The sequence below is a fragment of the Methylocystis iwaonis genome (genome assembly GCF_027925385.1).
Lineage (GTDB): Bacteria > Pseudomonadota > Alphaproteobacteria > Rhizobiales > Beijerinckiaceae > Methylocystis > Methylocystis iwaonis.
Genome location: NZ_AP027142.1, coordinates 1,624,085 through 1,649,201, shown reverse-complemented (window position 1 = coordinate 1,649,201; position 25,117 = coordinate 1,624,085). Strand labels below are relative to the sequence as shown.

At 64.6% G+C, this 25,117-nt stretch carries 23 protein-coding genes; 11 read left to right on the top strand and 12 right to left on the bottom strand.

The genetic code is table 11. The annotated features are described in order from the left end of the window. Positions 1 to 89: 89 nt before the first annotated feature. The 9 genes from QMG84_RS07870 (at position 90) to QMG84_RS07830 (ending at position 7,858) form a co-directional block, all read left to right on the top strand. Complete coding sequence (locus QMG84_RS07870; protein WP_202072844.1) at positions 90 to 332, top strand: CCDC90 family protein; 243 nt, start codon at positions 90 to 92, stop codon at positions 330 to 332. 102 nt (positions 333 to 434) lie between these two features. Next, the gene (trmB, locus tag QMG84_RS07865) at positions 435 to 1,109 is read left to right on the top strand and encodes a tRNA (guanosine(46)-N7)-methyltransferase TrmB (protein WP_281931621.1); all 675 of its coding nucleotides are present in this window, start codon (positions 435 to 437) and stop codon (positions 1,107 to 1,109) included. A 23-nt stretch (positions 1,110 to 1,132) separates the two neighbouring features. Further along, positions 1,133 to 2,026: a thioredoxin gene (gene trxA, locus QMG84_RS07860; RefSeq protein ID WP_281931620.1), complete on the top strand. Its 894-nt coding sequence runs from the start codon at positions 1,133 to 1,135 to the stop codon at positions 2,024 to 2,026. A gap of 39 nt (positions 2,027 to 2,065) precedes the next feature. After that, complete coding sequence (locus QMG84_RS07855) at positions 2,066 to 2,734, top strand: LON peptidase substrate-binding domain-containing protein (protein WP_202072675.1); 669 nt, start codon at positions 2,066 to 2,068, stop codon at positions 2,732 to 2,734. 31 nt (positions 2,735 to 2,765) lie between these two features. After that, entirely contained in the window at positions 2,766 to 2,993 is a 228-nt protein-coding gene (locus QMG84_RS07850; RefSeq protein WP_202072674.1) for a Trm112 family protein, read from the top strand. A 15-nt stretch (positions 2,994 to 3,008) separates the two neighbouring features. Continuing rightward, entirely contained in the window at positions 3,009 to 3,872 is an 864-nt protein-coding gene (locus QMG84_RS07845) for an acyl-CoA thioesterase (protein WP_281931618.1), read from the top strand. Positions 3,873 to 4,178: 306 nt separating this feature from the next. After that, complete coding sequence (locus QMG84_RS07840; protein ID WP_202072672.1) at positions 4,179 to 4,517, top strand: P-II family nitrogen regulator; 339 nt, start codon at positions 4,179 to 4,181, stop codon at positions 4,515 to 4,517. A gap of 34 nt (positions 4,518 to 4,551) precedes the next feature. Further along, positions 4,552 to 6,024: an ammonium transporter gene (locus tag QMG84_RS07835; RefSeq protein ID WP_202072671.1), complete on the top strand. Its 1,473-nt coding sequence runs from the start codon at positions 4,552 to 4,554 to the stop codon at positions 6,022 to 6,024. A gap of 340 nt (positions 6,025 to 6,364) precedes the next feature. Further along, a complete protein-coding gene (locus QMG84_RS07830; RefSeq protein WP_281931614.1) occupies positions 6,365 to 7,858 on the top strand; it encodes a bifunctional metallophosphatase/5'-nucleotidase in 1,494 nt (497 codons plus the stop codon). A 310-nt stretch (positions 7,859 to 8,168) separates the two neighbouring features. Here the strand turns inward: QMG84_RS07830 and QMG84_RS07825 are convergent, their stop codons facing one another. The 6 genes from QMG84_RS07825 to QMG84_RS07800 form a co-directional block, all read right to left on the bottom strand. After that, complete coding sequence (locus QMG84_RS07825; RefSeq protein WP_281931613.1) at positions 8,169 to 8,852, bottom strand: HD domain-containing protein; 684 nt, start codon at positions 8,850 to 8,852, stop codon at positions 8,169 to 8,171. A gap of 62 nt (positions 8,853 to 8,914) precedes the next feature. Then, a complete protein-coding gene (locus QMG84_RS07820) occupies positions 8,915 to 11,131 on the bottom strand; it encodes a CHASE2 domain-containing protein (protein ID WP_281931612.1) in 2,217 nt (738 codons plus the stop codon). Between the two features lie 54 nt (positions 11,132 to 11,185). After that, positions 11,186 to 12,034: a FecR family protein gene (locus QMG84_RS07815; protein WP_281931610.1), complete on the bottom strand. Its 849-nt coding sequence runs from the start codon at positions 12,032 to 12,034 to the stop codon at positions 11,186 to 11,188. Positions 12,035 to 12,046: 12 nt separating this feature from the next. Further along, positions 12,047 to 13,363 (bottom strand): tetratricopeptide repeat protein, encoded by a 1,317-nt coding sequence (locus tag QMG84_RS07810; RefSeq protein WP_281931608.1) that lies wholly within the window; start codon positions 13,361 to 13,363, stop codon positions 12,047 to 12,049. Between the two features lie 170 nt (positions 13,364 to 13,533). Then, positions 13,534 to 13,998, bottom strand: a complete 465-nt coding sequence (locus tag QMG84_RS07805; protein ID WP_281931607.1) for a hypothetical protein — start codon at positions 13,996 to 13,998, stop codon at positions 13,534 to 13,536. A 79-nt stretch (positions 13,999 to 14,077) separates the two neighbouring features. Then, the gene (locus QMG84_RS07800) at positions 14,078 to 14,767 is read right to left on the bottom strand and encodes a Crp/Fnr family transcriptional regulator (RefSeq protein ID WP_202073702.1); all 690 of its coding nucleotides are present in this window, start codon (positions 14,765 to 14,767) and stop codon (positions 14,078 to 14,080) included. 169 nt (positions 14,768 to 14,936) lie between these two features. Between QMG84_RS07800 and QMG84_RS07795 the strand changes: the two genes are divergently transcribed. Beyond that, positions 14,937 to 15,890, top strand: a complete 954-nt coding sequence (locus tag QMG84_RS07795; RefSeq protein WP_281931605.1) for an endonuclease/exonuclease/phosphatase family protein — start codon at positions 14,937 to 14,939, stop codon at positions 15,888 to 15,890. 161 nt (positions 15,891 to 16,051) lie between these two features. On the opposite strand, the gene QMG84_RS07790 is transcribed toward QMG84_RS07795, so the two are convergent. Further along, complete coding sequence (locus QMG84_RS07790) at positions 16,052 to 17,086, bottom strand: M14 family metallopeptidase (protein ID WP_281931604.1); 1,035 nt, start codon at positions 17,084 to 17,086, stop codon at positions 16,052 to 16,054. A 2-nt stretch (positions 17,087 to 17,088) separates the two neighbouring features. Then, positions 17,089 to 18,492 carry a hypothetical protein gene (locus QMG84_RS07785; protein ID WP_281931602.1) on the bottom strand — a complete coding sequence of 468 codons (1,404 nt, stop codon included), beginning with the start codon at positions 18,490 to 18,492 and terminating at the stop codon, positions 17,089 to 17,091. Between the two features lie 413 nt (positions 18,493 to 18,905). Between QMG84_RS07785 and QMG84_RS07780 the strand changes: the two genes are divergently transcribed. Next, positions 18,906 to 19,079, top strand: a complete 174-nt coding sequence (locus QMG84_RS07780; RefSeq protein ID WP_165048148.1) for a DUF1328 domain-containing protein — start codon at positions 18,906 to 18,908, stop codon at positions 19,077 to 19,079. Between the two features lie 56 nt (positions 19,080 to 19,135). On the opposite strand, the gene QMG84_RS07775 is transcribed toward QMG84_RS07780, so the two are convergent. The 4 genes from QMG84_RS07775 to QMG84_RS07760 all read right to left on the bottom strand — a co-directional run bounded on the left by QMG84_RS07775 (position 19,136) and on the right by QMG84_RS07760 (position 25,029). Further along, positions 19,136 to 21,169, bottom strand: coding sequence for an NAD(+) synthase (locus QMG84_RS07775; protein WP_281931598.1), 2,034 nt, complete (start codon positions 21,167 to 21,169; stop codon positions 19,136 to 19,138). Positions 21,170 to 21,255: 86 nt separating this feature from the next. Next, the gene (locus QMG84_RS07770) at positions 21,256 to 21,657 is read right to left on the bottom strand and encodes a hypothetical protein (RefSeq protein ID WP_281931596.1); all 402 of its coding nucleotides are present in this window, start codon (positions 21,655 to 21,657) and stop codon (positions 21,256 to 21,258) included. Positions 21,658 to 21,915: 258 nt separating this feature from the next. Beyond that, positions 21,916 to 22,560: a glutathione S-transferase family protein gene (locus tag QMG84_RS07765; protein ID WP_281931593.1), complete on the bottom strand. Its 645-nt coding sequence runs from the start codon at positions 22,558 to 22,560 to the stop codon at positions 21,916 to 21,918. A gap of 276 nt (positions 22,561 to 22,836) precedes the next feature. Beyond that, positions 22,837 to 25,029: a sodium-translocating pyrophosphatase gene (locus tag QMG84_RS07760; RefSeq protein WP_281931592.1), complete on the bottom strand. Its 2,193-nt coding sequence runs from the start codon at positions 25,027 to 25,029 to the stop codon at positions 22,837 to 22,839. Positions 25,030 to 25,117: the final 88 nt, after the last annotated feature.

Sequence of the window (25,117 nt, the reverse complement as noted above, 5' to 3'; positions counted from 1 at the left end):
CGGAAACGAGGGCCTTTCGCATTGGCGAGAGGCCCTTTCTCCATGGGAGAAGAATTGCTTGCTTTGAACCTTGGACCTATTCTTTGTCTATGAGCGCCTTCACGATCGACACTCTGGCTGTCGCGCAGCTTTTGCGAAAACGCGGCTTCACCGAGGAGCAAGCCACAGGCGTGGTTGAAGCGTTACGCGAGATAGACGCTTCTCAGCTCGTGACAAAAAGCGATCTCAAAGAAGCGATCGCCGATCTCAAGGTCGACATCGTCAGATGGCTCATCGTAACGCAGATCGCGCTCGCAGGGTTCCTTTTCGCCGCGATGAAGTTCGCAAAATAGACGCGGCTCCGCCACTCTTTTTCGATAGATCCTAGCGGCCCCAGCTCTCGCGCCTTCTTCCGGGCTCTTCCATTCCACGCCCGCCACGGCTATCTCGGCGCAATGACCGAGAACCCGCCACACCGTCGCCTCTACGGCCGCTCCAAAGGCAAGGCCCTGCGCCAGCATCAATCGGAGCTCATCGCCGATCTCCTGCCAAAGCTCGCGCTCGATCTTTCCGCCCCCCTGCCCCTGCGGCCCGGCCGTGGCACCCGGCTCGAGATCGGCTTCGGCGGCGGCGAGCATCTCATCGAGGCCGCCGCGCGCGAGCCCGACGTGGATTTCTTCGGCTGCGAGCCCTTCATCAACGGCATGGCGAAGCTGCTTGCCGGCATCGAGGCGCGCGGCTTGACCAATGTCCGCCTCTATCGCGGCGACGCCGCCGAGGTGCTGGACCGGCTGCCCGACGCGAGCCTTTCCCGCGTCTATCTCTTCTACCCCGACCCCTGGCCGAAGCGCCGCCATCGCAAGCGCCGCTTCGTCTCGCCCGAGAATCTCGCCCGGCTGGCCCGCGTCATGCAACCGGGGGCCGAGCTGCGCTTTGCGACCGACATCGACGATTACGCGGCCTGGACGCTGGCGCGTCTGCGCGTCTGCGACGCTTTCCGCTGGCAGGCGGAAACGGCGCAGGATTGGCGGGCGCCTTGGGAGGGCTGGACGCAAACCAAATATGAGGCGAAAGCGATGGCGGCGGGACGCCGTCCGGTCTATCTGACCTTCGTCAGACAGGCGGAATAAGAAGAGCGAGAGGGGAGCGGCGCATGGTGGAGTTCGCAAACAAGGCGGCGGAAGCGACGGGGCCGATCGAGACGACGGTGGCGCGTTTTCGCATGGACGTCCTCGAAGCTTCCTTGCGCAAGGTCGTTCTCGTGGACTTTTGGGCGCCCTGGTGCGGCCCTTGCAAGCAGCTCGCGCCCGTCCTCGAGCGGCTCGTCGCCGCGACGGGCGGCAAGGTCCAGCTCGTCAAAATGAACATCGACGCCGAACCCGAAATCGCCGATCAGCTCGGCATCAAGTCGATCCCCGCCGTCGTCGCCTTCCAGCGCGGCCGCCCGGTGGACGGCTTCGCCGGCGCCCTGCCTGAAAGCCAGATCAAAGGTTTCCTCGAGCGGCTGGTGGGGCCGATCGAGGACGCGGCGGACGCGATGGAAGCCGTTCAGGAGCTGATCGAGGCGGGCGACGTCGCCTCGGCCCACGCGCTGCTCTCCGAGCTCACCAGCCAGGAGCCTGTCAATCCGAAGGCCTTCGCTTTGCTGTCGCGGCTTTACGTTGCGGCCGGGCAGTTAGACGAGGCGCGCGCGGTGCTGGACCGTTTGCCAGAATCCGCCCGTAAGGATTCGGACGTCGCCGCCGCCGCCGCCGCGATCGAAAACGCGGTCGCCGCGCAGGATCTGGGCGAAACCGAAGATCTCAAGAACCGCATCAACTTCGACCCGAACGACCTTCAGGCCTATTTCGATCTCGCTCTTGCGCTCAACGCCAAAGACCGGCGTGAAGAAGCGGCCAACGCGCTTCTTGAAATCATCCGGCGCGACCGTAGTTGGAACGACGATGGGGCCAGGAAGCAGCTCGTCCAGTTCTTCGAAGCCTGGGGACCGATGGACAAAGCGGCCGTCGCCGCGCGCCGCCGACTCTCGACCCTGCTTTATTCTTAAATAGGAGAGGCGGTAACCCAAATCCGCCGCGCATCCGCCATGAGCATCAACAGCCCCTATTCGGACATCGCCCAACTACCGGGAAGCCTTCCTGTTTTTCCGTTGACGGGCGCTGTGTTGCTGCCGCGTGGAGAGCTGCCGCTCAATATTTTCGAGCCGCGTTATGTGGCCATGGTGGACGCGGCGATCGCGAGCAATCGTCTAATCGGCATGATCCAGCCTCTCCCGGGAGGCGACGGCGCCACCGTGACGCCGCGCCTTTTCCAGGTCGGCTGCGCCGGACGTCTGACCCGTTTCTCCGAGACGGGGGATGGGCGCTATCTCGTCACCCTCTCCGGCATCTCGCGCTTTCGTCTCGGCGACGAGCTGCCGTCCACGACCCCCTACCGCCAATTCCACGTGAGCTATGACGGCTTCGAGGCCGATCTTCTGCCCGGGGCCGGCGAAAGCGCCGTGGATCGCGAGGCCATGGTGGGGATGTTGCGTAATTTCGCCGATTATTCGAAACTCGAGATCGACTGGGCGAGCATAGACGCCGCGCCCACCGAAACGCTGGTCAACGCGCTGGCGATGATGTCCCCGTTCGGCGCCAATGAGAAACAGGCGCTCATCGAGGCCATCGACCTCAAGACCCGGGCGGAAACGCTCGTCACCCTCGCGAAGCTCGACATGGCGCTTGGCGACGGCGAAGGACAACAATGGCACTGAGCGCAGTCGCTCGAACACGGGAAAACGCGAGATGAGCGAGAACATCGAGGCCGGCGCCGAGAGCCAGGAAACCAGCGCGCCCGAGGCGACGAAAGTCGATCCGCGCCTTTTGGAGATTCTCGTCTGCCCGCTGACGAAGACGACGCTCGAATATGACCGCACTCGCCAGGAGCTGATTTCCCGCTCGGCGCGACTCGCCTATCCGATCCGCGACGGCATACCGATCATGCTGCCCGAGGAGGCGCGGCCAATCGACTGAGGCGGCGCATCCGCAATGGATGACGCGCCCGCCCGCGAAATCGTCACGCTCCTCGATCTGGAGACGCTGGGAGAAGACCGCTTTCGGGGGCATAGTCCGGCCTCCGCGGGCAGACACCTCTATGGCGGACAGGTCGTGGCGCAATCGCTCGTCGCCGCGACGCGAACCGTCGAGCCCGACCGCCCGGTGCATTCGCTGCACGCCTATTTCATCCTGGCGGGCGACCCGCAAATTCCCATCGACTTTTTCGTGGAGCGCATCCGCGACGGCAAGAGCTTCGCCACGCGCCGCTGCGTCGCGACGCAGCGCGGGCGGCCGATTTTTTCGCTCGCCGCCTCCTATCAGCGCCGCGAGGAAGGGTTTTCGCACGCGCTCGCCATGCCGCAGACGCCGGCCCCCGAGTGCCTGGAGCCCATTCACGATCTCGTCGACCGATTCCGCGCCTTTCTGCCGCAACCGGCCGCGAATTGGATGGCGCGCGCCTGTGCGCTCGACATGCGCATCGTCGCCCCGGAAACGCTCGTCGCGCCCAACGCCGCCGGCCAAAAGATCTGGTTCCGGGTGCAAAGCCCGCTTCCCGACGACGAGGCGATCCACACGGCGGTCCTCGCCTATCTCTCCGATATGACGCTGCTCAATACGGCGCTCGTCGTGCACGGCCGCAATATTTTCGATCCGAAGATCCAGGTCGCGAGCCTCGATCATGCGCTGTGGTTTCACGAGCCGCCGCGCGTCGACGACTGGCTGCTCTATGTCCAGGAGAGCCCTGCGGCCTCGCATGCGCGCGGCCTGACCTTCGGCCGCATTTATGCGCGCGACGGCCGGCTGCTCGCATCCGCGGCACAGGAAGGCCTCATCCGCCTGCGCACCAATATTTAGGCGCCTGCTTATTTCTCGGGCGCCTGTCGCATTTGCCCTTCTATCCGGCTCTTCGCCCGCAGTTCCCGCAAACTCCAAGCTTTTCCGTTGGCGCAAGCGATCGAGGCCGACGTCGCGGCCCAGGCGAGAGTCGCGCCTATTTCATACAAAACCCCGTGATTTCAAGGATGGCGCTCGCTGGCACGGCTTTTGATAGCAATGGCGGCGGGCGCGCCAGCGCTCTCTCCAAACGACCGCGCCGCTGCGGCGTTCCGCTTAGAGTGAGCGGCGCCCGTCCAAGGGGTCGATAACAAACAGGATTGGCAGATGAAAATCGTGACAGCGATCATCAAGCCGTTCAAGCTCGATGAGGTCCGGGACGCGCTGACGAATATCGGCGTGCACGGCCTCACCGTGACGGAAGTCAAGGGCTATGGACGGCAGAAGGGGCACACGGAAATCTATCGCGGGGCCGAATACGCCATCAGTTTCTTGCCGAAGCTCAAGGTCGAGGTCGCCGTCCCCGCAAACCTCGTCGAAAAGGTCGTCGACGCGATCACCTCCACGGCGCGCACCGGCCAGATCGGCGACGGCAAAATCTTCGTCAGCCCGCTCGAACGCGCCATCCGCATCCGCACCGGCGAGTCCGACGCCGACGCGCTCTGATCGCCATCCTCCCGAAAACCAGGAGCTTTTCTACATGAAACTTCCTTCGTCTCGGAGCGCGTTCGCGGCTTCGACCCTCGCGGGAGCGGCGCTCGTTGCGACGGCGGGATCGGCCTTCGCTGGCAATGATCCCACGCCCAACCCCGGCGACACCGCCTGGATGCTGACCTCCTCGCTGCTCGTGCTGATGATGTCGATCCCGGGCCTCGCTTTGTTCTACGGCGGCCTCGTGCGCACGAAGAACATGGCGGCCGTGCTCTCGCAGACCTTCGCGATCGTGTCGCTCGTCGGCGTGATCTGGGCAGTCTATGGCTATTCCTTCGCCTTCGGCGACGGCGGCTCGCTCAACCATTATGTCGGCGGCTTCAACAAGCTCTTCCTGAAGGGCGTGACCGGCGCCGCCAACGCGCCGACCTTCACCCCCGGCCATGTCATTCCGGAATTCGCCTTCTTCGTCTTCCAGATGACCTTCGCCATGATCACCCCGGCCCTCATCATCGGCGCCTTCGCCGAGCGCATGAAGTTCTCGGCGGTGCTGCTCTTCACGGCGCTGTGGGTCACCTTCATCTACTTCCCGGTCGCGCATTGGGTGTGGGGCGTCGCCGATCCGAACGCGCTGGTCGACGCCGCGACGCAGCTCGCCGCCGCGCCCGACGAAGCCGCCAAGGCGGCCGCTCAGGCGAAGATCGACGAGATCGCCGGCAATGTCGGCTGGCTCGCCGGCAAGGGCGCGCTGGACTTCGCGGGCGGCACGGTCGTCCATATCAACGCGGGCATCGCGGGCCTCGTCGGCGCCATCATCGTGGGCAAGCGCATCGGCTATGGCAAGGAAGCGCTCGCGCCGCATTCGCTGACGCTCTCGATGGTCGGCGCCTCGCTGCTGTGGGTCGGCTGGTTCGGCTTCAACGCCGGCTCCAACCTCGAAGCCAATGGCACGACGGCGCTCGCTTTCGTCAACACCATGGTTGCGACCGCCGCCGCGGCGCTGTCGTGGATGATCGTGGAGTGGCTGATCAAGGGCAAGCCCTCGCTGCTCGGCCTCATCACCGGCGCGGTCGCCGGCCTCGTCGCGGTGACGCCGGCCTCCGGCTTCGCTGGCCCGATGGGCTCGATCGTCCTCGGCCTCGCCGTCTCCCCGATCTGCCTCTTCTTCGTCGATGTGATCAAGAAGAAGGTCGGCTATGACGACGCGCTCGACGTCTTCGGCGTCCACTGCATCGGCGGCATCACCGGCGCTCTGGCGACCGGCCTGCTGGTCAACCCCGACTTCGGCGGCGTCGGCATCACCGACTACACCAATCTCGAGAGCTACGCCGGCACGTATGATATGGTGGCCCAGATGAAGGCGCAGGGCACGGCGGTCGTCGCGACGCTGCTCTTCTCGGGCATTGGCTCTGCGATCCTCTACAAGGTCGTCGACCTCGTGGTCGGCCTGCGTCCGGCGCCCGATCAGGAGCGCGAGGGCCTGGACATCACGGATCACGGCGAACGCGCTTACAATTACTGACGATTGCTGATCTGTCCCCAAGCAAAAGTTGGAGCGGCGCCCACGGGCGCCGTTTCTTTTTATCGTTCTCACACGGGTTCCGCTTGATTGGTTCGGTGTTGATCCTGACGATCGTGCGATCGGATTTAACGCCGTCATTGCGAGGAGGTGGAGCCGACGAAGCAATCCAGCGTCGCATCGCCGCCCTGGATTGCTTCGCTTCGCTCGCAATGACGGCCCTGAGCGAAACCAGCGCTCTTGCGGCTCTGGATTCCCGATCGAGCCTTTCGGGAGCTATCAAACGGAAATGGTATCAGGCGCGTATTGCCCGTGTCATTTGAAGCGCGCAAACATGCGGGGCATGAAGATTCGTCACGCTCTCCCCTTTGCCCTTTTCCTCGCCGCCTTGCCCGCGCAAGCCGCCGAACGCACGGTCGACGCCACGCTCCTCGTTTTCAGCGACATTTACGAAATGGCGGAGACGAACGGGCGCGGCGGCTTTGCGCGCGTCGCCGGCGTCCTTAGCGCCGAGCGTGCGAAGACCAAGAATGTCCTCGTCGCGCTTGCGGGCGACACCATCTCGCCCTCGCTCATGTCCAGCCTCGACAAGGGCGCGCATATCATCGATCTCATCAATCGCACAAAGATCGACGTCTTCACCCCGGGCAATCACGAATTCGATTTCGGCGAGGACGTGTTTCGCAAGCGCATGTCGGAGTTGCAGGCTTTACGCCTCGCCGCCAATCTGCGCGACGGCGCCGGCAAGCCCCTGCCCGGCTTTTCGGATAGCAAGATTTTCGACGTCGATGGCGTGAAAATCGGCGTCTTCGGCCTCACGGAGGATGAATCCGCCAAGCGCTCCAACACCGGGTCGCTGCAAATCTCGCCGGCCATAGACGCCGCGCAGCAGCAGGCGCAGCGGCTGCGTGACGACGGCGCCGATCTTATCGTTGTCGTGACTCATTCGGAGTGGCGGGACGATTTGCGCCTCGCCAAGACGGGCGCGATCGACATTGTGCTCTCCGGCCACGACCATAATCTGTTCGTCGCTTATGACGGCCGCGCGGCGATTGCCGAAACGCAGGCCGACGGCGCGCAAATCGTCGCGGTCGATCTGACAATCTCGGCGTCCGACGCCGGCGCTCGCAAGGTGCGCTGGACGCCGAAGTTCCGCATCATCGACACCGCCGACGCCACGCCTGACTCCGCTGTCGCAGCCCGCGTCGCGGAATATCGCGCGAGCATGGACAAAGATCTCGATCAGATCATCGGCGCCACGCAGACCGAGCTCGATGCGCGCAAATCGTCCGTGCGCAGCCAGGAGACGGCGATCGGCGATTTCATCGCCGACGCCATGCGCGCCAGGACCGGCGCGGACGTCGCACTGATCAATGGCGGCGGCATTCGCAGCGATACGGTCCTTTCGCCCGGAACGAAGCTCGCGCGCAAAATGGTCGTGGCGGCGCTTCCCTTCAACAATAAGCTCATCACGCTGGAACTGCGCGGCGCCGATCTGCGCGCGGCCCTCGAAAGCGGCCTCTGGAAGCTCGGCAAGGACGCGGGCCGCTTCCCGCAACTGTCGGGCGCCCGCATCGTCGCGCGGCGCGACGCTGTCCCCGGATCGCGCATTGCCACGATCGACATCGGCGGCGCGCCGCTCGACGACGCGCGCCTCTATAAGGTCGCGACCAACGACTATCTCGCCGCCGGCAAGGACGGCTATGAGGCCTTTACGCGCGGCAAGCCGCTCGTCACCGAAGACGAGGCGCCGCTGCTGTCGACGGTGGTGATGGAGGCGATCGAGAAGGCGGGGACGATTGCGCCTGTAGTGGATGGGCGACTGATCATCAAGTAATATTATTGCCGTTTGAACCGCTCGCATGGGGGCTTGTCATTCCCGGCGGGCTGCAAGCCCGACCGGCAATCCAGAGCCACAAAAGCGCTGGTTTTACTCAGACCGTCATTGCGAGCGAAGCGAAGCAATCCAGGGCAGCGATGCGGCCCTGGATTGCTTCGTCGGCTCCGCCTCCTCGCAATGACGGCGCTGCGTGAGCCCCACCCGATGGCCTTTGGCCGCCGACCTAGCCGTAAAGGGGAGGCATCAGGGCTCACAACGTCAGATCGTTACAGCCTCGAAAGGGACTAATACCCCTCGTCCCAGCCCCTCACGCAGAGGCGGGCCCCGCCAGCCTGTCTCGTAGCGCCACTTCCGCGCGCAGCAGATTTGCGCGCGCCTGCGCGAGCCACAAAGCGCGCGTCTCCGGCAGGCGGTACAGCCCCTCGCCAGAAGCAAGAAAGCTTTCGAGCATCTGCATGCGGCCGAGATAAAAGGCGCGTTCGGGCACCCAGCCATATTCGAAGTGAATATCGTCGAGATTGCTCTCGAACAACGGCCAGGGCGCGGCGAGCGACGAGAGGTCGAGATCGAGGAAAAAATCGAGGTCGCGCGAAAATCCCGGGTAATGCTCGGTCGCCGCCTTTGCCTTCATATGCTGCGCCGTCGCCATGATGAGGTCGTGGATCGCCTGCCCTTCGACCTCGTCGAAGCGAGAATGAAATTCGAACAGCACCGCGCTCGCGCGCACATTCTCCGGGTCGGTGCGCGGGCGTCCATCGCCGTCGCGCGTGAGATAGACGGAATCGTGCCAGAAGATCGCCGCCGCCACGAGGTCGACGCGCGTCGCCAGATGCGCCAGCGCATCGAGCTTGGTGAGCAGATCGACGATATGTCCCCATGCGTGATAGGCGCGCTGCGGCTCGTTATAGGCGAGGTCGATCGTCGAGAAAGCCTGCGCATCATGCCGCGCCGCGATAAGCGACCAGTATTTTTCGACGATTGTTTCTGTCATGCGCTGGCGGCGATCTTTCGGTGCGGAGGGTTGAGATGCGCGTGGCGCAGGAGAGGCGGCGATCACTTGCTCAGGAGATTCCATACCGAAGACCAACCTTCATGCAAGCCCTGCTGAGCGAGCGCTGAATATCGTTTTCCCATCGCCAGATAGAGCGCAGGCCAGGCGCCGGGAGCCTTCAGGGCCAGCTCGGCCGCGCACTCGGCGGCGGCGTCGAATCGGCCCGCTTCATAATGGGCGCGCATGGCGTCATGCGTTGTGCGCCAGCGCACATACGCATCCGTTTTCGCGACATCAGCGTCCCCCGCCAGCGCGAAGACCTGCGTCGGCTCGCTCCGCCCGGCGACGACGATGCGCCCGAGATCGAGCCAGGCCATATCGGGAACCGCCTCCCGGACGGCGCCAGAGGCGATGATGTCGGTCGAGAAAGCCTTGCTCGCGCCCTCTAACCGCGAAGCTAGATTCACATTGTCGCCCAGGATCGAATAATCGAAGCGCCGTATCGAGCCCATATTCCCGACGCTGCAAGGGCCGATGTTGAGCCCCAGGCCCATCGCCGCCTCGACATGCAAACGCCCGGCCGCCTGCGCCGCTTGCGCCCGTTGCGCGTTGAACCGCGCCATTTCGGCCCGCATGCGCAGCGCCGCCTCGACGGCTTTGCGCGGATGATCCGTGACGTCGAGCGGCGCATTCCAGAAGGCGAGGATGGCGTCGCCCATATATTTATCGACCGTGCCTTCGCATTCGAGAATGGCGTCGGTCATGGGCGTCAGATAGTCGTTCATGAATTGCGTGAGCTCGCGCGCGCTCATGCCTTCCGAAATTCCGGAAAAGTCGCGCAGGTCCGAGAAAAGCACGGTCAATTCACGCGTCTCGCCGCCGAGAACGAGACGCTCCGGATGTTCGGCGATGCGGTCGACGACTGCGGGCGCGACGAATTTGCCGAAGGCGCGCCGCACCTGACGCCGCGCGAGAATTTCCGTGCGCCACAGCGTCAGCGCGCCGACGACATAAGCGCCGACGACAACGAGGCTCGGATAGGCTGGATCGAGCAGAAGGCCCTGCTTTTCGAAAAGATAGAAAGAGCCGCCGAAGAACGCGCCGATCGCAGCAAAAGCGAAAGCCGCCGACAAAAGCTGCGGCGCGGCGAAGAGCAGCGGCATGGTCAGCGCAAAGGCGACGATGGCGACGACATACTCCAGCCCCGGCGCCCAGTCGGGTCGCGACAGAAGCGCGCCGTTCGCGAGCGACTCGACGATCTGCGCATGCACGTCGACGCCGGGCGTCACAGGGTCCAGCGGCGTCGCCCGCACGTCGCCGAGCCCCACGGCGAGGGCTCCGACGAAAATGATGCGCCCCTCGATCTCGCTGCGCGCAACCTGATATTGCAGCACCGCCTTGGCCGAGATGTCGCGGGCCCGCGCTCTGTGGCTGTAACGCGGACGCACCTCGGCGTTGGGGCCGGTCGCAATCTGAAAGGCGCCGACCTTCACCGCATTGACGCCCGTCTGCGCGCCAAAAGCCGTCTGGCCGCTGGCGTTGGAGGATCGGATGACGATGCTCGGCTCGCCCTGCGCAACGCGCAAGGCTTCGAGCGCGAGAGACGGCGCGAGCGCCGCGCCGAGGCGAGACAGCAAGGGCACCCGGCGCACGACCAGATCGCGGTCCGGCAGCCAGTTCGTTGCGCCGAGACCCTGCGCATTGGCGGCGAGGCCCGGCAGCGGCGCAACGATCGCCGGGAAGGCGTAAAGGAAAGGCGCCGGATCGTCGCCCGCCGTCACGAAACCGGCTTTGGCGGAAAAATCGTTCGCTCCCGTCGGTGCGAGCGTCGCGCCAAGCACGACTGGCGCGCCCTTCAGCGCATTTGCGAAGGCGATGTCGCCGTCGGGCGCCTTGGCGAGGAGCTTCGAGACGTCCGCGCGCAGCCTGGCGTCCTCGAGCGCATCGACGAGCATATGCGGGCTGGCGCGGTCGGGCTCGGAAAAGATGAAGTCGAAGGCGATGGCGCCGGCCCCCAGCGCGCGCAGTCGCTCGACCAATTCGGCGAGCCGCGTTCGCGGCCAGGGCCACTGGCCGTAAGCTTTCAGGCTCTCCTCGTCGACGCCGACCACCCGCACGGGAGTCTCGGGATCATAGACGCGCGGCGCGGCGCGCTGAAAATTGTCGAAGACGACATTACGCATGTCGTCGAGCGCCCGCGGCTGCAGCGCGCCCCATGGCAGGAAAAGCGCGGCGGCGACGAACGATGCGACGAGAAATGCCTGCTTGCGTGTGAGCATCTCTTTAAACGGCCGGGCCAGATCGATCGACGCCTGGCCCAGCCGTCACAACCATCAAAGGCGCGGACGGCCGCAGAGCTCGCCTCGGCAGTGCTCAGGCGGCGGCGGGGCCGGCGGCGGGAACGGCTGGTTTTCGACGTTGGCGCTGCTCTGAACCAGGGCGTTTCCGGCCCAAACAGGCCCCAATGCATCGAGGCCGGGCGGCGGTTCGACGGAAGGCGCGCGATCGTGCCCGAGCAGAAGCTCGGCCTCCTCCTCGCGCGGCTTCTTCCTGGCGCCGCCGGACTGGCCCTTCAGGCTCGCGAGCTGCGCGTTCATGGCGGCGATGATTTCCGGCGGCACGCGGAAAGGCTCCGAGACGCCGCTGCTGCGGGCGCATACGCCGAAGCCCGGCCGGTTCAGTATTTGAGAACTCCCCTGAGCCCCCACAACCTCGGTCACGCCATTCTGGTGATAGACGAGCGCCTCGCATTCGCCGCCGAGGCGCACCATGATCGACCCGCCGCGAAGGCCGATCGACGCTGTCGGCGTTTTGAATGTGGCGCCGGATTCATGACTGACGCCTCCGCCCACAAAACGCATCACGCCCTTGGCGAGACTGACGCCCTGGCTGCCACTCGCGCCGTTGTAAACGAAATCATCGATGACGACCGAGCTGCTGCGGCCGACCGTCATCGTCGAGGTGTCGTTGAAAACGATCTGCGCGCTGCCCTCGCTGGCAGTCTCTATCCGCTCGCGCTTCTCGACGCCGAGGCCGACGGAGAGCGGATGTTTCGCCGCGCCGGGCGGCGTGCCATGCGCGGCGACATTGACAGCGCCGATATTGCCCACTTTTTCCGCGTTGGCGGGGAAGCAGGCGAAGAGGCCGATGGTCGCAAGCGCAAGAACAGAAACATTCCTCATAGCGCGGCTCCCTTAGAATTTCGCCGTCGGACCGAAGGAGACGGAGACATTCTGCGTCTTGAAATTCGGCAAATTGGAATCATTGCGCATGAATTCGAGATTGCCGGCAAAACCGAAGGTCTCGGTGATCGGCGCGTCCAGCATCAGCCCATAGTTCCAGGCGGAGTCGTGGCGGGCGACGAAAGGGTTCACGAGAAGATTCGCTGTGTCGAACGCCAGATTGGTGAAGCGCGCATAGGGGGCGATCGTCCAGCGGCGCGCGATCATCGGATGGGGCGGCTCCACTTCGAGCCGCAACATCGCTTGCACGTCAACCTGATCCGAGCTTTGCGCGGCATAGCCCGCCGTGGCGCGCGAATAAGCGACGCGGCCGTCGAGCCGCACGGTATCGAGCAGGCGATAGGAGCCGCTCAGATAACCGGTAACGACGTCGCCCGTGGCCAGCGTCGACAGCGTCCGATAGGGCGACGGCCCGAAGACGCCTCGGACGGGATCGACCCATAGGCCGCGCCATTCGGCGCCGGGCTCCAACCAAAAATCCGGGCCGAGGTCCGCCCGGACGCTCGCGCCCGCCCCGCCGGCGTTGAGGTAATTGTTGGAGCCGAGCATGGAGACGGCGCCGGTCAAATAGGGCCGCACCGACAAATTGCTGACCAGGGTCTGCGGCACGAAGAAGCGCGGCCCGATCGTGGCGGCGAAAAGCGCCACGCTATATTGCGGCAGGCTGAACTGCTCGGTCGCATAGGCCGTGACGCGCGTCTCGAGCTGGTCGCCGCGCTGGCCGCCAAATTCCCAGTCATGCGCGGCGAGCACGAGCTGGAAGGCGTTCATGTCGCCCTTGCGCGGCCCCGCCGACGCGAGCCCGATTCCGCCGATCTGGAAGAGATTGCCCGCCGGGAAATAATTGGCGTTCGACTGGGCGCGCAAACCCGTATGGATGCGCACCGACAGGCGGCTCGACTGCATATGCTTCTCGATGTCGGGAAGCTGCGCGTCGATCTGCGCGCTCTGAACCGCATCGAGGTCCCCGGCGGCCTTGGCGGCGCGCAAATGCCCGGCCGCCACCTCCCACGCGCCGAGGCGCGCGTAGAGGAAACCCAGCTCCTTGCGGGCGCGCGTCAGGTTCGGATTGAACATGAGAACCCGCTCGAGCGCGCCGATGGCGGCCTCGTAATCGCGCAGCTCCGTCGCCAAAATCACGAAGCGATAGGTCGCTTCGTAATCCTCGGGACGCGCCTGGATGTGGCTTGCGAGACGGTCGCGCTCGGCTCGAACCTCCTGAGCCGAAGCGGATGCGCAAAGCGCAACGAGGGCGCAAAGGCCGCCCAAAAGCTTCTCGGATACGTATCTACTTTTAAAAAACAAACGCCTACCCCCCGGATGGACGAGCCTTTTCCAGCGGCGTCGAAGCTGACTCAAACGCCGCCTTGCGGCAAGCGCCCGAAAACATTGAGATTATCCGCCCCGACTCGAAGTAACATTTTGTTAAAAGGTTATTTTCAGCTCGTTCGGCTCGTTTCGCCCCGCGTTTTCTCCGAAAAGAGAAGAGAAACTGTCTGGCAGTGTTGCAGATGAAGCACAGCGGGTAGCGCAGCCATCTCGGACGCGCCGCCTGCCATACACGCGCTCGGCGCGGCCCAGCTCGCTCGATTCCTGGGCGGATTGCCTCGCCGGCGCGTGGCCGGCGCCGGGCGCCGAACGGCCCGGCGCACGGGTTTCACGGCGAGGAGCCGTCGCAGCACGAGCAACAAATCCGCTGCATCCGCCGCCGCGCCCCGGCTGACCGCGGCGCGCAGGTCGGCGACGATCTTCACCCGCGCGACGGCGCTCGAACGCCTGGAGCGGCGATAATGCGCGAGCATCTGCTCATGCTTTTTGCTGGGGCTGACGCCGAGCACAATCTCATGCGGCGCCAGGCCCGCGACGTCCACGCAGCGTTCGATCGGCGTCAACCGGGGAGTCATCGGCGTTTCCTCGTCCTCTCTACCGCTCCCCGAATGTGAGAGAGACCCGGATTTAACGCTGTGCGCCGCCGCACATGGCTCATTCGGCGGCGTTCATTGCGTCGCGCACGCGCTTTTCGAGCACGTTCGGACGCAGCAGGACGAGGCCGCCGCGGACTTTCTCGGCGAGCCCCTCCTCCGTCATGGCGCCGAGCTCGCGGCTGACCTGCTCGCGGCGGCAGCCGATGCGGGCGGCGAGATCGTGCTGGAAGGGCGGCGGCGAGACGATGGATTGGCCGTCGTGCCCCTTGCGTGGCGACGCCATGCGCAGCAGCTCCGCATAGAGGCGATGGCGCAGATCGAGCACCGAGCGCTCGAAGAGGCGCACATTGAGCTCGCGCACGCGCGAGGTGAGAAGCCGCATAAGCCGCTCCGCAATCTCGGGCGAATGCAGGACGATCTCGCGAAAGGCCGTCGGCGGCACGAGCAAAAGCTCGGCGTTGGTCAGCGCGGTGACATTGGCGGAGCGCTTGGCGCCGTCGATGGCCGCCATCTCCCCGAAGAAGTTGCCGGGGCCGAAGTCACCGAGGATCATCTCCTTGCCCGCGGCCGTGCGGATGAGGACGCGCACGTCGCCGCTCACGATGAAGTAGACGTCCGTCGAGGGGTCGTCGAAGTCGAGAACCAGCTCACCCTCGGAAAAGCGCTTACGTATGCATTGCCGCCCGAAGGTCTCGCCGCGTGAGGGATCGAGACCGGCGAAAAAAGGGATTCCATCAAAAACCGACAAGGATTTAAGCTCCGTTGTGACAAGGAATGTTTGAATAGTAGACGCCGAAATAGCCCGCCGTCGAGGGGCAACGCGCGCTATCTTGGCTTGCGCTGGAGAGAATTCGGGCGAGCGTCAACTTGGCCGAACCGGGCGGGCATGAAACGGCGAGACAAGCGAGAATTCGATAATGGATTTGCGGCTCGCGACCTTCAATCTGGAGAATCTCGAGTGGTCGGCGGCCCACGAGGCCGCTTTCGCGCGGCGCCGCGCGGCGCTGCTGCCCGCGTTGGCGGCGCTCGACGCCGATGTTCTTTGCCTACAGGAAGTCGGCGCGCAAAAGCCGCATAAGCATAGCGTTCGCGAATATCTTGCGCTGGACCGGCTGCTGGCGGACACGCCTTACCGGGACTATTTCCGCGCGACGAGCGTGCGGCCGGGAACAAGCGCGCCGGCGGATGTGCATAATCTGGCGATTCTCAGCCGCTGGCCCATCCGGGCGACGCGCCAGATTCACCACAACATCGTCGCGCGCTGGTCATGGCCGCCGCCGCGCGAGGGCGACGTCGAGCCGGCGCCGATCGTCATCGAATGGGACCGGCCGCTGCTTTACGCCGCGATCGATTTGCCGACCGGCGCCGTTCTGCATGTGATCGATTTGCATTTGCGCGCGCCGCGGCCCGCGCCGGTCGCGACCGCGCGCGGCGAAGGTTCGAGCAAATCGCAAATCGAAGGGCAATTTATTGCGGCGCAGAAGCGCGAGGGCCAGGCGCTGGAGGCGCGGCTCTTCGTCGAGACGCTCTTCGACGCCGAGCCCGAGGCCCGCATCGCCATTTGTGGCGATGTCAACGCCGACGAATATGACGCGCCGACCCGGTTATTGCGCGGCGGCGACAATGAGCTGCAGCAAGGCGCGCGCGCGCTTGCGCCGTTGGAGGAGCGTGTCGAGGCTGCTCGGCGTTTTACGGTGTTACACGCGGGAAGGCCGAAGCTGATCGACCATATTCTTGCGTCGCCGACGCTAGCTGCTGCGTGGCGGGAGACGCGCATTCTCAATGAGGGGCTGCAGGACGAGGTGTTTGCGCCGGAGCCGGTCCTAGGATCGTTGCATGCGCCGATTGTTGCGGCGTTTGCGGTTGGGTAGGCCCTCATCCGACCCTCGCTGACGCGAGGGCCACCTTCTCCCGTAAACGGGAGAAGGAATCGCGCTGAAAAATTTGTGATCCAAAACCGGGACGGCTCTCCCTTCTCCCGCCTGCGGGAGAAGGTGGCCCCTGCGTCAGCAGGGGTCGGATGAGGGCGCGCTCACGCCCGCTCCCCATCCAACCCGATCCGATGCATCAAATAACACAGACAATCCAACTCCACCGCGCGCGGATCGACCGTCAGCATCGCCGGGATCGCCGGACGCGACAGCCTGATCTCGCCATCCGCATAATCGAAATATTCACCCGGCGCCGTCTCCTCGCCTTCGCCCGGCAATATGTCCAGCTTCACCCCCGCGCGCGCCTTGCCGAAAGAAACGCCGGGCGCCAGCTCGCTGAAATTTAAGTGGTCGATGTCCGCGCGGAACATGAAGTCCGCCGGCGTCCCGTCGAAGGAGAAGCTCGTTCCCTTCGGCGGCTTCACGATCGCATAGGTGCGCAGCAGATCGACGTCGTGCGGCGTGGGCGGGTGGTCTGGCAGATGCGATATGGAAAGCGCCGCCTCGACAAGCTCGATCGCATGTTGCGTGGCCGAGCCCGCGCCAGCCTTACCGCATTCGACCGTCATCGCCGGACAGAGATCCGCGAAGGCCGCCGCATGCGTCCCCACCGGTCGCTGCGAGTGCACGACGATGCGCGAGAAAAGACGCGCCAATGCGATGAATCGCGGATCGAGCTTTTTGATGCAGGCGTAGTGCGGATTGAAGCCCGTGTTGTTGTGAATGTCTATGCTGGCGAAAATGCCGCGCCGCGCCGCATAGTCGTAAATCCAGCGCGCCTGAAGCGCCTGCGGATCGTCCGGATAAAGCGTGCCGGGCCAGACGCGGTTAAAGTCGAGCTGGTCGGGAAGCGTCCGCAAATCGGCCGCAGCGGCGCGAATATTGCCGACGAAAAACAAAAGCGAACGCGGCAGGCCCCGTTCAATGTGCCGGCGCAGCACGCACTGCATGGCGGCAAGGCCGCTATATTCATTGCCATGCAGCAGCGTCGAGACGAACAAGGGACGCGGGTCGTGGCCCGGGAAGTCGAAGAGCGTCGGCCCGGGCAATATGTCGATGAGCTTTTCCGGCGGGCAGTCGAGAAATCCCGCCGGCAGTCTGTCCATCACGGCGCAGGGCGCGTCGATTGCATCCATTCTCACAAGTCCCATTCATGTACGGGCGCGCCGCTACGCTGCCCTTCGCAATAGGCGGCCATGAGCGCAAAGAGATCGCCGCCGCGGGCCTCGAGCGCCTGACGCTGCCACGCCGCGCCGGTTTGGCGTGAGCGCACACGGGCTTCTATCACATCGAGGAAGCCGCGCGGATCATCGACGCCGAGATCGGCAAGACCCGCGCGCGCCGCAGGAAGAAGCCGTTCGAGCAGCAGCCTGTCCGCGCCGATCTCCCCCTGCCCCGGCCAGTAAAGCACGGCGTCGAGCCCCAGACGCGCGGCGGTGTAAAAATTCTGCTTCGCTTCCTCGAAGGACAGCCCGCCTGTTCCGGTCTCGCCGGCGAGCGCAAGCGCGCGCGCAAGGCCGAGATAGAGCGCGGCGTTCGCCATCATGTCGACGAAGCTCGGTCCCGCCGGCAGAATGCGGTTCTCGACGCGCAAATGCGGCGCGCCGTCTTCGTCGAAGCCGATGAGCGGCCGGTTCCAGCGCCAGATCACGCCATTATGCAGGCGAAGGTGACGCAGCGCCTCCGGGGCTTCCTCGAAGGCGACGGGGAGCAGCGAGTCATAATCACGCGCATTCTCTTCGAAAATCTCCATCAGCGAGCGCGCGGCGAAGCCCGATCCCATGCAGACGCGCGCCGGGCCCGGCGCAACCACCGACTGCTCGAAGAGCGGAATGCGCGTCTCCTCCCAGAGCGTCTTGCCGAAGAGGAAAGGCGCATTGCCGCAGGCGGCGAGGATCGGCCCCGAAGCGGCGATGGAGGCGTTGTAATAGAGATGCGCGAGATCGGCCGGCGCCTTGAGATGCACCTGGAAAGAGGTTGTCGCCGCCTCCAGCATCACGTCGCTGTGCTCCGACACGAGATGCTCGCGGCCCAATATATCGACGCGTAAGGGCCGGCCGCCGCGTGATCGCAGCACTTCGCTGTTCAGGGCGTAAAAGCGGTTGAGCGGCGACATATTGGCGAGCGTCAAATCCTCGTCGCGGATCGTCGGAAGCGTGCCAATCGTGACGAGATTGGCGTCGAGCCGATGGGCCACACTGTTGCACTGCGCCCAGACGCTGGTCAGCGCATCAAAGGCGCGCCTCAGCGCGTCGCCTTCGAGGGAAAGCGGATCGCAGTTGAGTTCGAGATTGAAGCGCGACAGCTCCGGCACGACGAGCGGATTGTCGAGCGCTTCGAGGAGCTGCTGATTGATCGAGGCAGGGAAGTAATTGTGATCGAGTATCCAAATCTCGATCTCGAATCCGAGCATATGGCCGGCCATCGAAAAACGCCCCGAGTCATAAAGCGCGCGGGCGATCGCAGTCTCTTGCGCGACCCGGGCGGCGAAACGCGCCTTGTCCGCCCGCGTAAAGCCTGCCGCCTTGATTTCCTGACCCACGACGCCGCCTCCGTCACTCCCTCTATTACGTAGACGCGGCGATGGGAAAAGCGACGATGGGGCGCGGGGCGACGGGCAATAGTTGTATAGCGACTCGGCGTGATGATCCCCCATACCTCCCCTTTACGGGGAGGTCGGCGGCCGAAGGCCGCCGGGTGGGGTTCACGCCGCAACGATTGTGGTGGGGCTTTACCCCACCCGACCCCGCTTGCGCGGGGCCACCCTCCCCGTAAAGGGGAGGGATGGGATCACGCCGCGCGTTACCCAATGTCCTAGCGCCTCACCGCCCAAGCTCACTTCATAAATTTTACGCCTGTACGACGCTCTCCAAACGCCTCCTGCCGCGCTTGCGCTGGAACAGCGCTCGCAAGCGTGCGTTCTGCCTCCGAGTGAAATTTCCTACGGAGGCCAACATGGGCAGCCTGCTGCACTATGCGATCTTGTTTCTCGTCGTCGCCATCATCGCCGCCTTCTTCGGTTTTGGCGGCGTCGCGGGCACGGCGATGGAAGGCGCAAGGATTCTGTTCTGGGTGGCGCTGGTTCTCTTCGTCATCTCCGCCGTCATCAGCTTCGTCCGACGAGCCTGACGCGCCCGTTATTCTCTTCGGTGCTCCCAACTGGACCGGCGTTAGCCGGCCCTTTTTTAAGGAATCGACGAAAGCGCGGCGAGCCAGGCGTCGGGCGAGGAATCGCTCGGCGCCCGCCAGTCGCCGCGCGGCGAGAGCGATCCGCCGGAGCTGACCTTTGGCCCATTAGGCACGGCCGTGCGCTTGAACTGGCTCGTCGCGAAGAAGCGGCGCAAAAAGACCGCGAGCCAGTGCTTGATCTCGGCCAAGTCGTAGGCGACGCGGTCTTTATCCGCGATCACTGACGGCCATTGGCCGGCGCGCGCGTCGCGCCATGCGTGCCAGGAGAGAAAGGCCGTCTTCGCCGGATCGAAGCCATAGCGCGTCGTGTGATAGAGGTTGAAATCCTGCAGCGCATAGGGCCCGACAAACGCCTCGGTGCGCTGCGCCTCCGCGCCCGGAATCAGCTCCGGTGAAATCTCGGTTGCGAGAATGTCGGTCAGCACCGACACCGTCTCCATCCCGAAACGCGCGTCGCGCGCGCACCAGCGGATGAGATGCTGGATCAGCGTCTTGGGAACCGAGGCGTTGACATTGTAATGCGACATCTGATCGCCCACGCCATAGGTGCACCAGCCGAGCGCCAGCTCGGACAGATCGCCCGTGCCGATAACAATGGCGTCGTGGAGATTGGCGAGCCGGAAGAGGAGCGACGTTCGCGCCCCCGCTTGCACATTCTCATAGGTCGCGTCGTAAACGGGCGCGCCGCGCGCCGCCGGATGGCCGATGTCTTCCAGCATCTGCTTGCAGGCCGCTGAGACGTCGATTTCCTGGGCCGTGACTCCCAAGGCGCGCATCAGACGCCAGGCGTTGTTCCTGGTGCGATCCGTCGTCGCGAAAGCGGGCAGCGTATAGGCGAGGATATTGGCGCGTGGCAGTCCGAGACGCTCGATCGCCGTCACCGCCACGAGCAGCGCCTGCGTCGAGTCGAGACCGCCCGAGACGCCGATGACGACCTTCTCGATACGCGCGGCGCGCAGGCGCTGCTCGAGCCCGTGCGATTGAATGTTGAAGGCCTCGAAGCAAAGCTCGGCCAGCCTCGCCTCGTCGTTCGGTACGAAGGGGAAACGTGGAACGTCGCGTAGGAGGCCAAGGTTCACGTCGCGCGGCGCCGCCAGCTCGAATTCGACGTGGCGGTATTGCGTCGCGCCCGCCTCCACATCGGCGCAATCGCCGAAGGTTCCCTGCCGCGCGCGCTCAGCGAGGAGCCGTCCGAGATCGATGTCGGCGAGGACCATTTGCTGTTCGTCGGAAAAGCGCGGCGCCTTGGCGAGGAGATCGCCCTTCTCGTAGATCAACGCCTCGCCGTCCCAGGCGAGATCGGTCGTCGACTCCCCCTGCCCCGCCGCGGAATAAAGATAGGCGGCAAGGCAGCGCGCCGAATGCGCGGCGCAGAGCGTCTGCCGGTAGTCCGACTTGCCGACTATGGCGTTGGAGGCGGAGAGATTGAGCAGCACCGTCGCCCCTGCAAGCGCCGCGCGCGACGACGGCGGGATTGGAACCCAGACATCTTCGCAGACTTCCAGATGGATCACGAGGCCGTCGACATCGGAGGCTTCGAGCAGCACGTCGGAGCCAAAAGGCGCGACCTGCCCGGCAAGCGTTATCTCCTCGCCGGCGACGAAGGCGCCCGAGGCGAAGTGACGCTTCTCGTAAAACTCGCGGTAGTTCGGCAGATAGATCTTGGGCGTCACGGCCAGCACGCGCCCGCGCAAGATCGCCACCGCGCAATTATAGAGGCGGCCACGATAGCGCAGCGGCGCGCCGACGACGATGATGGGCTGCAGCGCGCGCGAGGCGTCTATCAGCACGCCAAGCGCAGTCTCGACGGCGGCGAGCAGCGCCTCCTGCTGCAAAAGATCGTCGATCGCATAGGCGGAGAGCCCAAGCTCGGGAAAAAGCACGAGCGAAGCCCCGCGTTCATGGGCGTCGCGCGCCATTTCGATCGTGCGGGCCACATTGAAGACGGGATCGGCGACGCGAACGGACGGACAGGCGACGGCGGCGCGGATGAAGCCATGCGTATGCAACGAGAAGAAAGGATGGGTCATATCAGCCCGCGTCAGCGACCGAAGCGCAGTGGAGAGACGGCGGGATAATGCCTCAAAGCCGCGTGGATTGGCAGTCCCCGCTAACGCTACTGAACCTTCACGATCTGGCGCGCGTCGAAAAACGGGTTCCCGCCCTGCTCGCCATCGCGGAACATGACAACCGTCACCGCAAAATTAGCCGTGGCGGGCTGGCCCGGCGTGATGATCTGCGGCGGTCCGGCCGCCCACTCCGTGAAGCGGAACAGCGTGTAGCCGCGCGCGAGCGTCTCCTTGGCCGCGAGCGCCAATGCTTCCTTGAGGGCCGTCTCATCCGAGAGCGTATCGGCGCCCTGGAAATCGAGCCGGACCATATTCGGCCCCAGGGCGGAAATATTGGTCGGGAGGCAGGCGGAGAGCGCAACGGCGGCGGCAAGGAGCGCGCCGGAGAGGACCGCGCGCAGGCTCCTTTGCCGCTTCAACGCCACCTGATGTGAAATCTCCTCGTGCACTGGAACTGGAAACCTATCCTTTTTGGAGTGGGTCAGAGCCCTGAAAGCAAGGCAGCCGCGTGGCCGTCAGACTGCTGACAAAGTGGCCGATAACGCCCCTCGCGCTTCGAGACGCCTGCTAGGCAGGCTCCTCAGCGTGAGGAGCTTCTGCAACTTCGTCAAACACTTAGGCCTCATCCTGAGGAGCGAGCGAAGCTCGCGTCTCGAAGGACGAGGCCGCCTCGAAGATCTGTCAACAAACTGGCGGCGGCGAGGCCGTCAGTCGCGCTCATATTGAGGCAGCCGCCATTTCTCGCTCTTCGCCGACAGGCTCCACTCCTTCCAGGACGCCAGGGATTTGATCGCATCCATATAACGCTGCGATTCCTCCGACACGGGGATCATATAGGCGTCGAACCGCTGGACGACCGGCGCGAACATGGCGTCGGCGGCGCTGAATTGTCCGGACAGAAACGGCCCGCCATATCGCGCCAATGCGTCGCGCCACGCCGCATCGATACGGGCGGCGTCGGCGCGGGCCGTCTCCGTCAGCGATATCGGGCGCGGCGCGCGGCCGAAATTCATGCTGCATTCGCTGCGCAATGCGGCGAAACCGGAGTGCATTTCGCAGGCGAGCGCCCGCGCATGAGCGCGCGTTTCCCGTTTGCGCGGCCAGATCACAAGATCGGGGTAGAGGTCGGCGACATATTCGATGATCGCCAGCGAATCCCAAACGCTTGCCTCGCCGTCGTGAAGGATCGGAACCTTGCCGGCGGGAGAATGCGTCAGCAGAGCGCTTTTGGAGTCCTCCCGATAAAGCGGGATGACAATCTCCTCGAAGGGGACGCCGAATTCCTTGAGCAAAATCCACGGCCGCAGCGACCAGGTCGAATAGCGCTTATTGCCGATGACGAGCGTCAGCACGGATAGATCCTTCATAGTCTCAAAAAGAAAAAGGGCGAGGTCTCCCCCGCCCTCAGATTGCTGACAAAGTGACGTTGACGCCCCTCGTGCTTCGAGACGCCTGCTGCGCAGGCTCCTCAGCATGAGGAGCTTCTGCAACTTCGTCAAACACTTAGGCCTCATCCTGAGGAGCGAGCCACGCTCGCGTCTCGAAGGACGAGGCCGCCTCCGAGGTTTGCCAACAAACTGAGGGCGAGGTCTCCCCCGCCCTTCCTATCACATCTGAATCGCGACCGCTCAGCCCCAGTGCGCCAATATGGCGAGCAGCAGCAGCGCGACGATATTGGTGATCTTGATCGCCGGGTTCACGGCGGGGCCGGCGGTGTCCTTATAGGGGTCGCCGACGGTGTCGCCCGTGACCGAGGCCTTATGCGCCTCGGAGCCCTTGAGGTGCTTCACGCCGTCCTTGTCGATGAAGCCGTCCTCGAAAGACTTCTTGGCGTTGTCCCAGGCGCCGCCGCCCGAGGTCATCGAAATGGCGACGAAGACGCCATTGACGATCACGCCGAGAAGCAGCGCGCCGACCGCCGCGAGCGCATTGGCCTTGCCGCCGCCGAGGATCAGCACGAGGATGAACATCACCACCGGCGCCGCAACCGGCAGGAGCGAAGGCACGATCATCTCCTGGATCGCCGCCTGGGTCAGCATATCGACCGCACGGCCGTAATCCGGGCGCGCCGAGCCGTCCATGATGCCGGGCTTCTCCTTGAACTGACGGCGCACTTCCTCGACCACCGAGCCCGCCGCGCGGCCCACGGCCGTCATGGCGATGCCGCCGAAGAGGTAGGGGATCAGGCCGCCGAAGATCAGGCCCGCGACCACGAAGGGGTTCGAGAGGCTGAAATCGATATTCTCCATCCCCTTGAAGAAGGACACGCCCGTCGCCGCGAAATGCTTGATGTCATTCGTATAGGCGGCGAACAGCACCAGCGCGCCGAGGCCCGCGGAGCCGATGGCGTAGCCCTTGGTCACGGCCTTGGTGGTGTTGCCAACGGCGTCGAGCGCGTCGGTCGACTGGCGCACTTCCTTCGGCAGGCCCGACATTTCGGCGATGCCGCCAGCGTTGTCGGTCACGGGACCGAAGGCGTCGAGCGCGACGATCATGCCGGCGAGGCCGAGCATGGTGGTCACCGCGATCGCCGTGCCATAGAGGCCGCCGAAATTATAGGTGAGGATGATGCCGAGCACGATCACCAGCGCCGGCCCGGCGGTCGCCTCGAGCGACACGGCGAGACCCTGGATGACGTTCGTGCCATGGCCCGTCACCGACGCTTGCGCGATCGACACGACGGGGCGCTTGCCCGTGCCGGTGTAATATTCGGTGATATAGACGATCGCGCCCGTCACGATCAGGCCGACAATGCCGCAGAAGAACAGGCCCACGCCATAGACCGACTGGCCGTTGACCTTGCCGACCTCGCCGAGGCCCACGGTGAAGAGCGTCGCGATGAACAGGCCCACGATGGAAAGAACGCCCGTCGCGATGAGGCCCTTGTAGAGGGCGTCCATGATCGAGTCGTCTTTGAGGCCGATCTTCGCGAAGTAAGGGGCGGCGAATTTGCCCCATTCCGTGTCGTCCTGGCCGAGTTTCACGAAATAAGTGCCGGCGATGGAGGTGAGGATGGAGAGGCCGCCGATGGCGAGCGGATAGATCACCGCGCCATACAGGCCTTCCTGACCCGCGAAGAAGATCGAGGCCAGAACCATGGTCGCGACGACGGTGACGGCATAGGTCTCGAAGAGATCGGCCGCCATGCCGGCGCAGTCGCCGACATTGTCGCCGACATTGTCGGCGATGGTGGCCGGGTTGCGTGGGTCATCCTCCGGAATGCCCGCCTCGACCTTGCCGACGAGATCGGCGCCCACATCGGCGCCCTTGGTGAAGATGCCGCCGCCAAGGCGCGCGAAGATCGAGATGAGCGAGGCGCCAAAGCCCAGCGCGACAAGCGCGTCGACAACCGCGCGGTCGGAAACCGAATAGCCGACGAACCAGGTGAGGATGGCGAAATAGATCGCGACGCCGAGCAGCGCGAGGCCCGCAACCAGCAGGCCGGTGACGGCGCCCGCCTTGAAGGCGATGTCGAGGCCGCCCGCGAGCGACTGCGTCGCCGCCTGCGCGGTGCGGACATTGGCGCGCACCGAGACATTCATGCCGATATAGCCGGCTGCGCCCGACAAGGCCGCGCCAATGGCGAAACCAAAGCCCACGGACCAGCCCAGAAGAATGACCAGCAGAACGAAGATCGCCGCGCCGACATAACCGATGGTCTTATATTGGCGATTGAGATAGGCCTGCGCGCCCTCCGCCACGGCGCCGGAAATTTCCTGCATGCGCTGCGAGCCGGGATCGGCCGCGATCAACTCTTGGGAAGTTTTTACGCCATATGCGATGGACATAAGTCCGAAGACGATGGTGAGAAAAAGGACCATTTGGGTTCGCCTTTTCTTTCTTCGACCAGCGGTCGAGCGGTTCGCGCCACAAAGGGCTGTCGCGCAAATGGAAAAAGGAAACGCGTCC

Coding starts and splice junctions, on each gene's coding strand:
- QMG84_RS07790 (WP_281931604.1), bottom strand. CDS start 17,086: ATGGATGCAATCGACGCGCCCTGCGCCGTGATGGACAGACTGCCGGCG.
- QMG84_RS07870 (WP_202072844.1), top strand. CDS start 90: ATGAGCGCCTTCACGATCGACACTCTGGCTGTCGCGCAGCTTTTGCGA.
- QMG84_RS07815 (WP_281931610.1), bottom strand. CDS start 12,034: ATGAGGAATGTTTCTGTTCTTGCGCTTGCGACCATCGGCCTCTTCGCC.
- QMG84_RS07760 (WP_281931592.1), bottom strand. CDS start 25,029: ATGGTCCTTTTTCTCACCATCGTCTTCGGACTTATGTCCATCGCATAT.
- QMG84_RS07805 (WP_281931607.1), bottom strand. CDS start 13,998: ATGACTCCCCGGTTGACGCCGATCGAACGCTGCGTGGACGTCGCGGGC.
- QMG84_RS07820 (WP_281931612.1), bottom strand. CDS start 11,131: ATGCTCACACGCAAGCAGGCATTTCTCGTCGCATCGTTCGTCGCCGCC.
- QMG84_RS07855 (WP_202072675.1), top strand. CDS start 2,066: ATGAGCATCAACAGCCCCTATTCGGACATCGCCCAACTACCGGGAAGC.
- QMG84_RS07780 (WP_165048148.1), top strand. CDS start 18,906: ATGGGCAGCCTGCTGCACTATGCGATCTTGTTTCTCGTCGTCGCCATC.
- QMG84_RS07775 (WP_281931598.1), bottom strand. CDS start 21,169: ATGACCCATCCTTTCTTCTCGTTGCATACGCATGGCTTCATCCGCGCC.
- QMG84_RS07850 (WP_202072674.1), top strand. CDS start 2,766: ATGAGCGAGAACATCGAGGCCGGCGCCGAGAGCCAGGAAACCAGCGCG.
- trxA (WP_281931620.1), top strand. CDS start 1,133: ATGGTGGAGTTCGCAAACAAGGCGGCGGAAGCGACGGGGCCGATCGAG.
- QMG84_RS07835 (WP_202072671.1), top strand. CDS start 4,552: ATGAAACTTCCTTCGTCTCGGAGCGCGTTCGCGGCTTCGACCCTCGCG.
- trmB (WP_281931621.1), top strand. CDS start 435: ATGACCGAGAACCCGCCACACCGTCGCCTCTACGGCCGCTCCAAAGGC.
- QMG84_RS07795 (WP_281931605.1), top strand. CDS start 14,937: ATGGATTTGCGGCTCGCGACCTTCAATCTGGAGAATCTCGAGTGGTCG.
- QMG84_RS07840 (WP_202072672.1), top strand. CDS start 4,179: ATGAAAATCGTGACAGCGATCATCAAGCCGTTCAAGCTCGATGAGGTC.
- QMG84_RS07830 (WP_281931614.1), top strand. CDS start 6,365: ATGAAGATTCGTCACGCTCTCCCCTTTGCCCTTTTCCTCGCCGCCTTG.
- QMG84_RS07825 (WP_281931613.1), bottom strand. CDS start 8,852: ATGACAGAAACAATCGTCGAAAAATACTGGTCGCTTATCGCGGCGCGG.
- QMG84_RS07845 (WP_281931618.1), top strand. CDS start 3,009: ATGGATGACGCGCCCGCCCGCGAAATCGTCACGCTCCTCGATCTGGAG.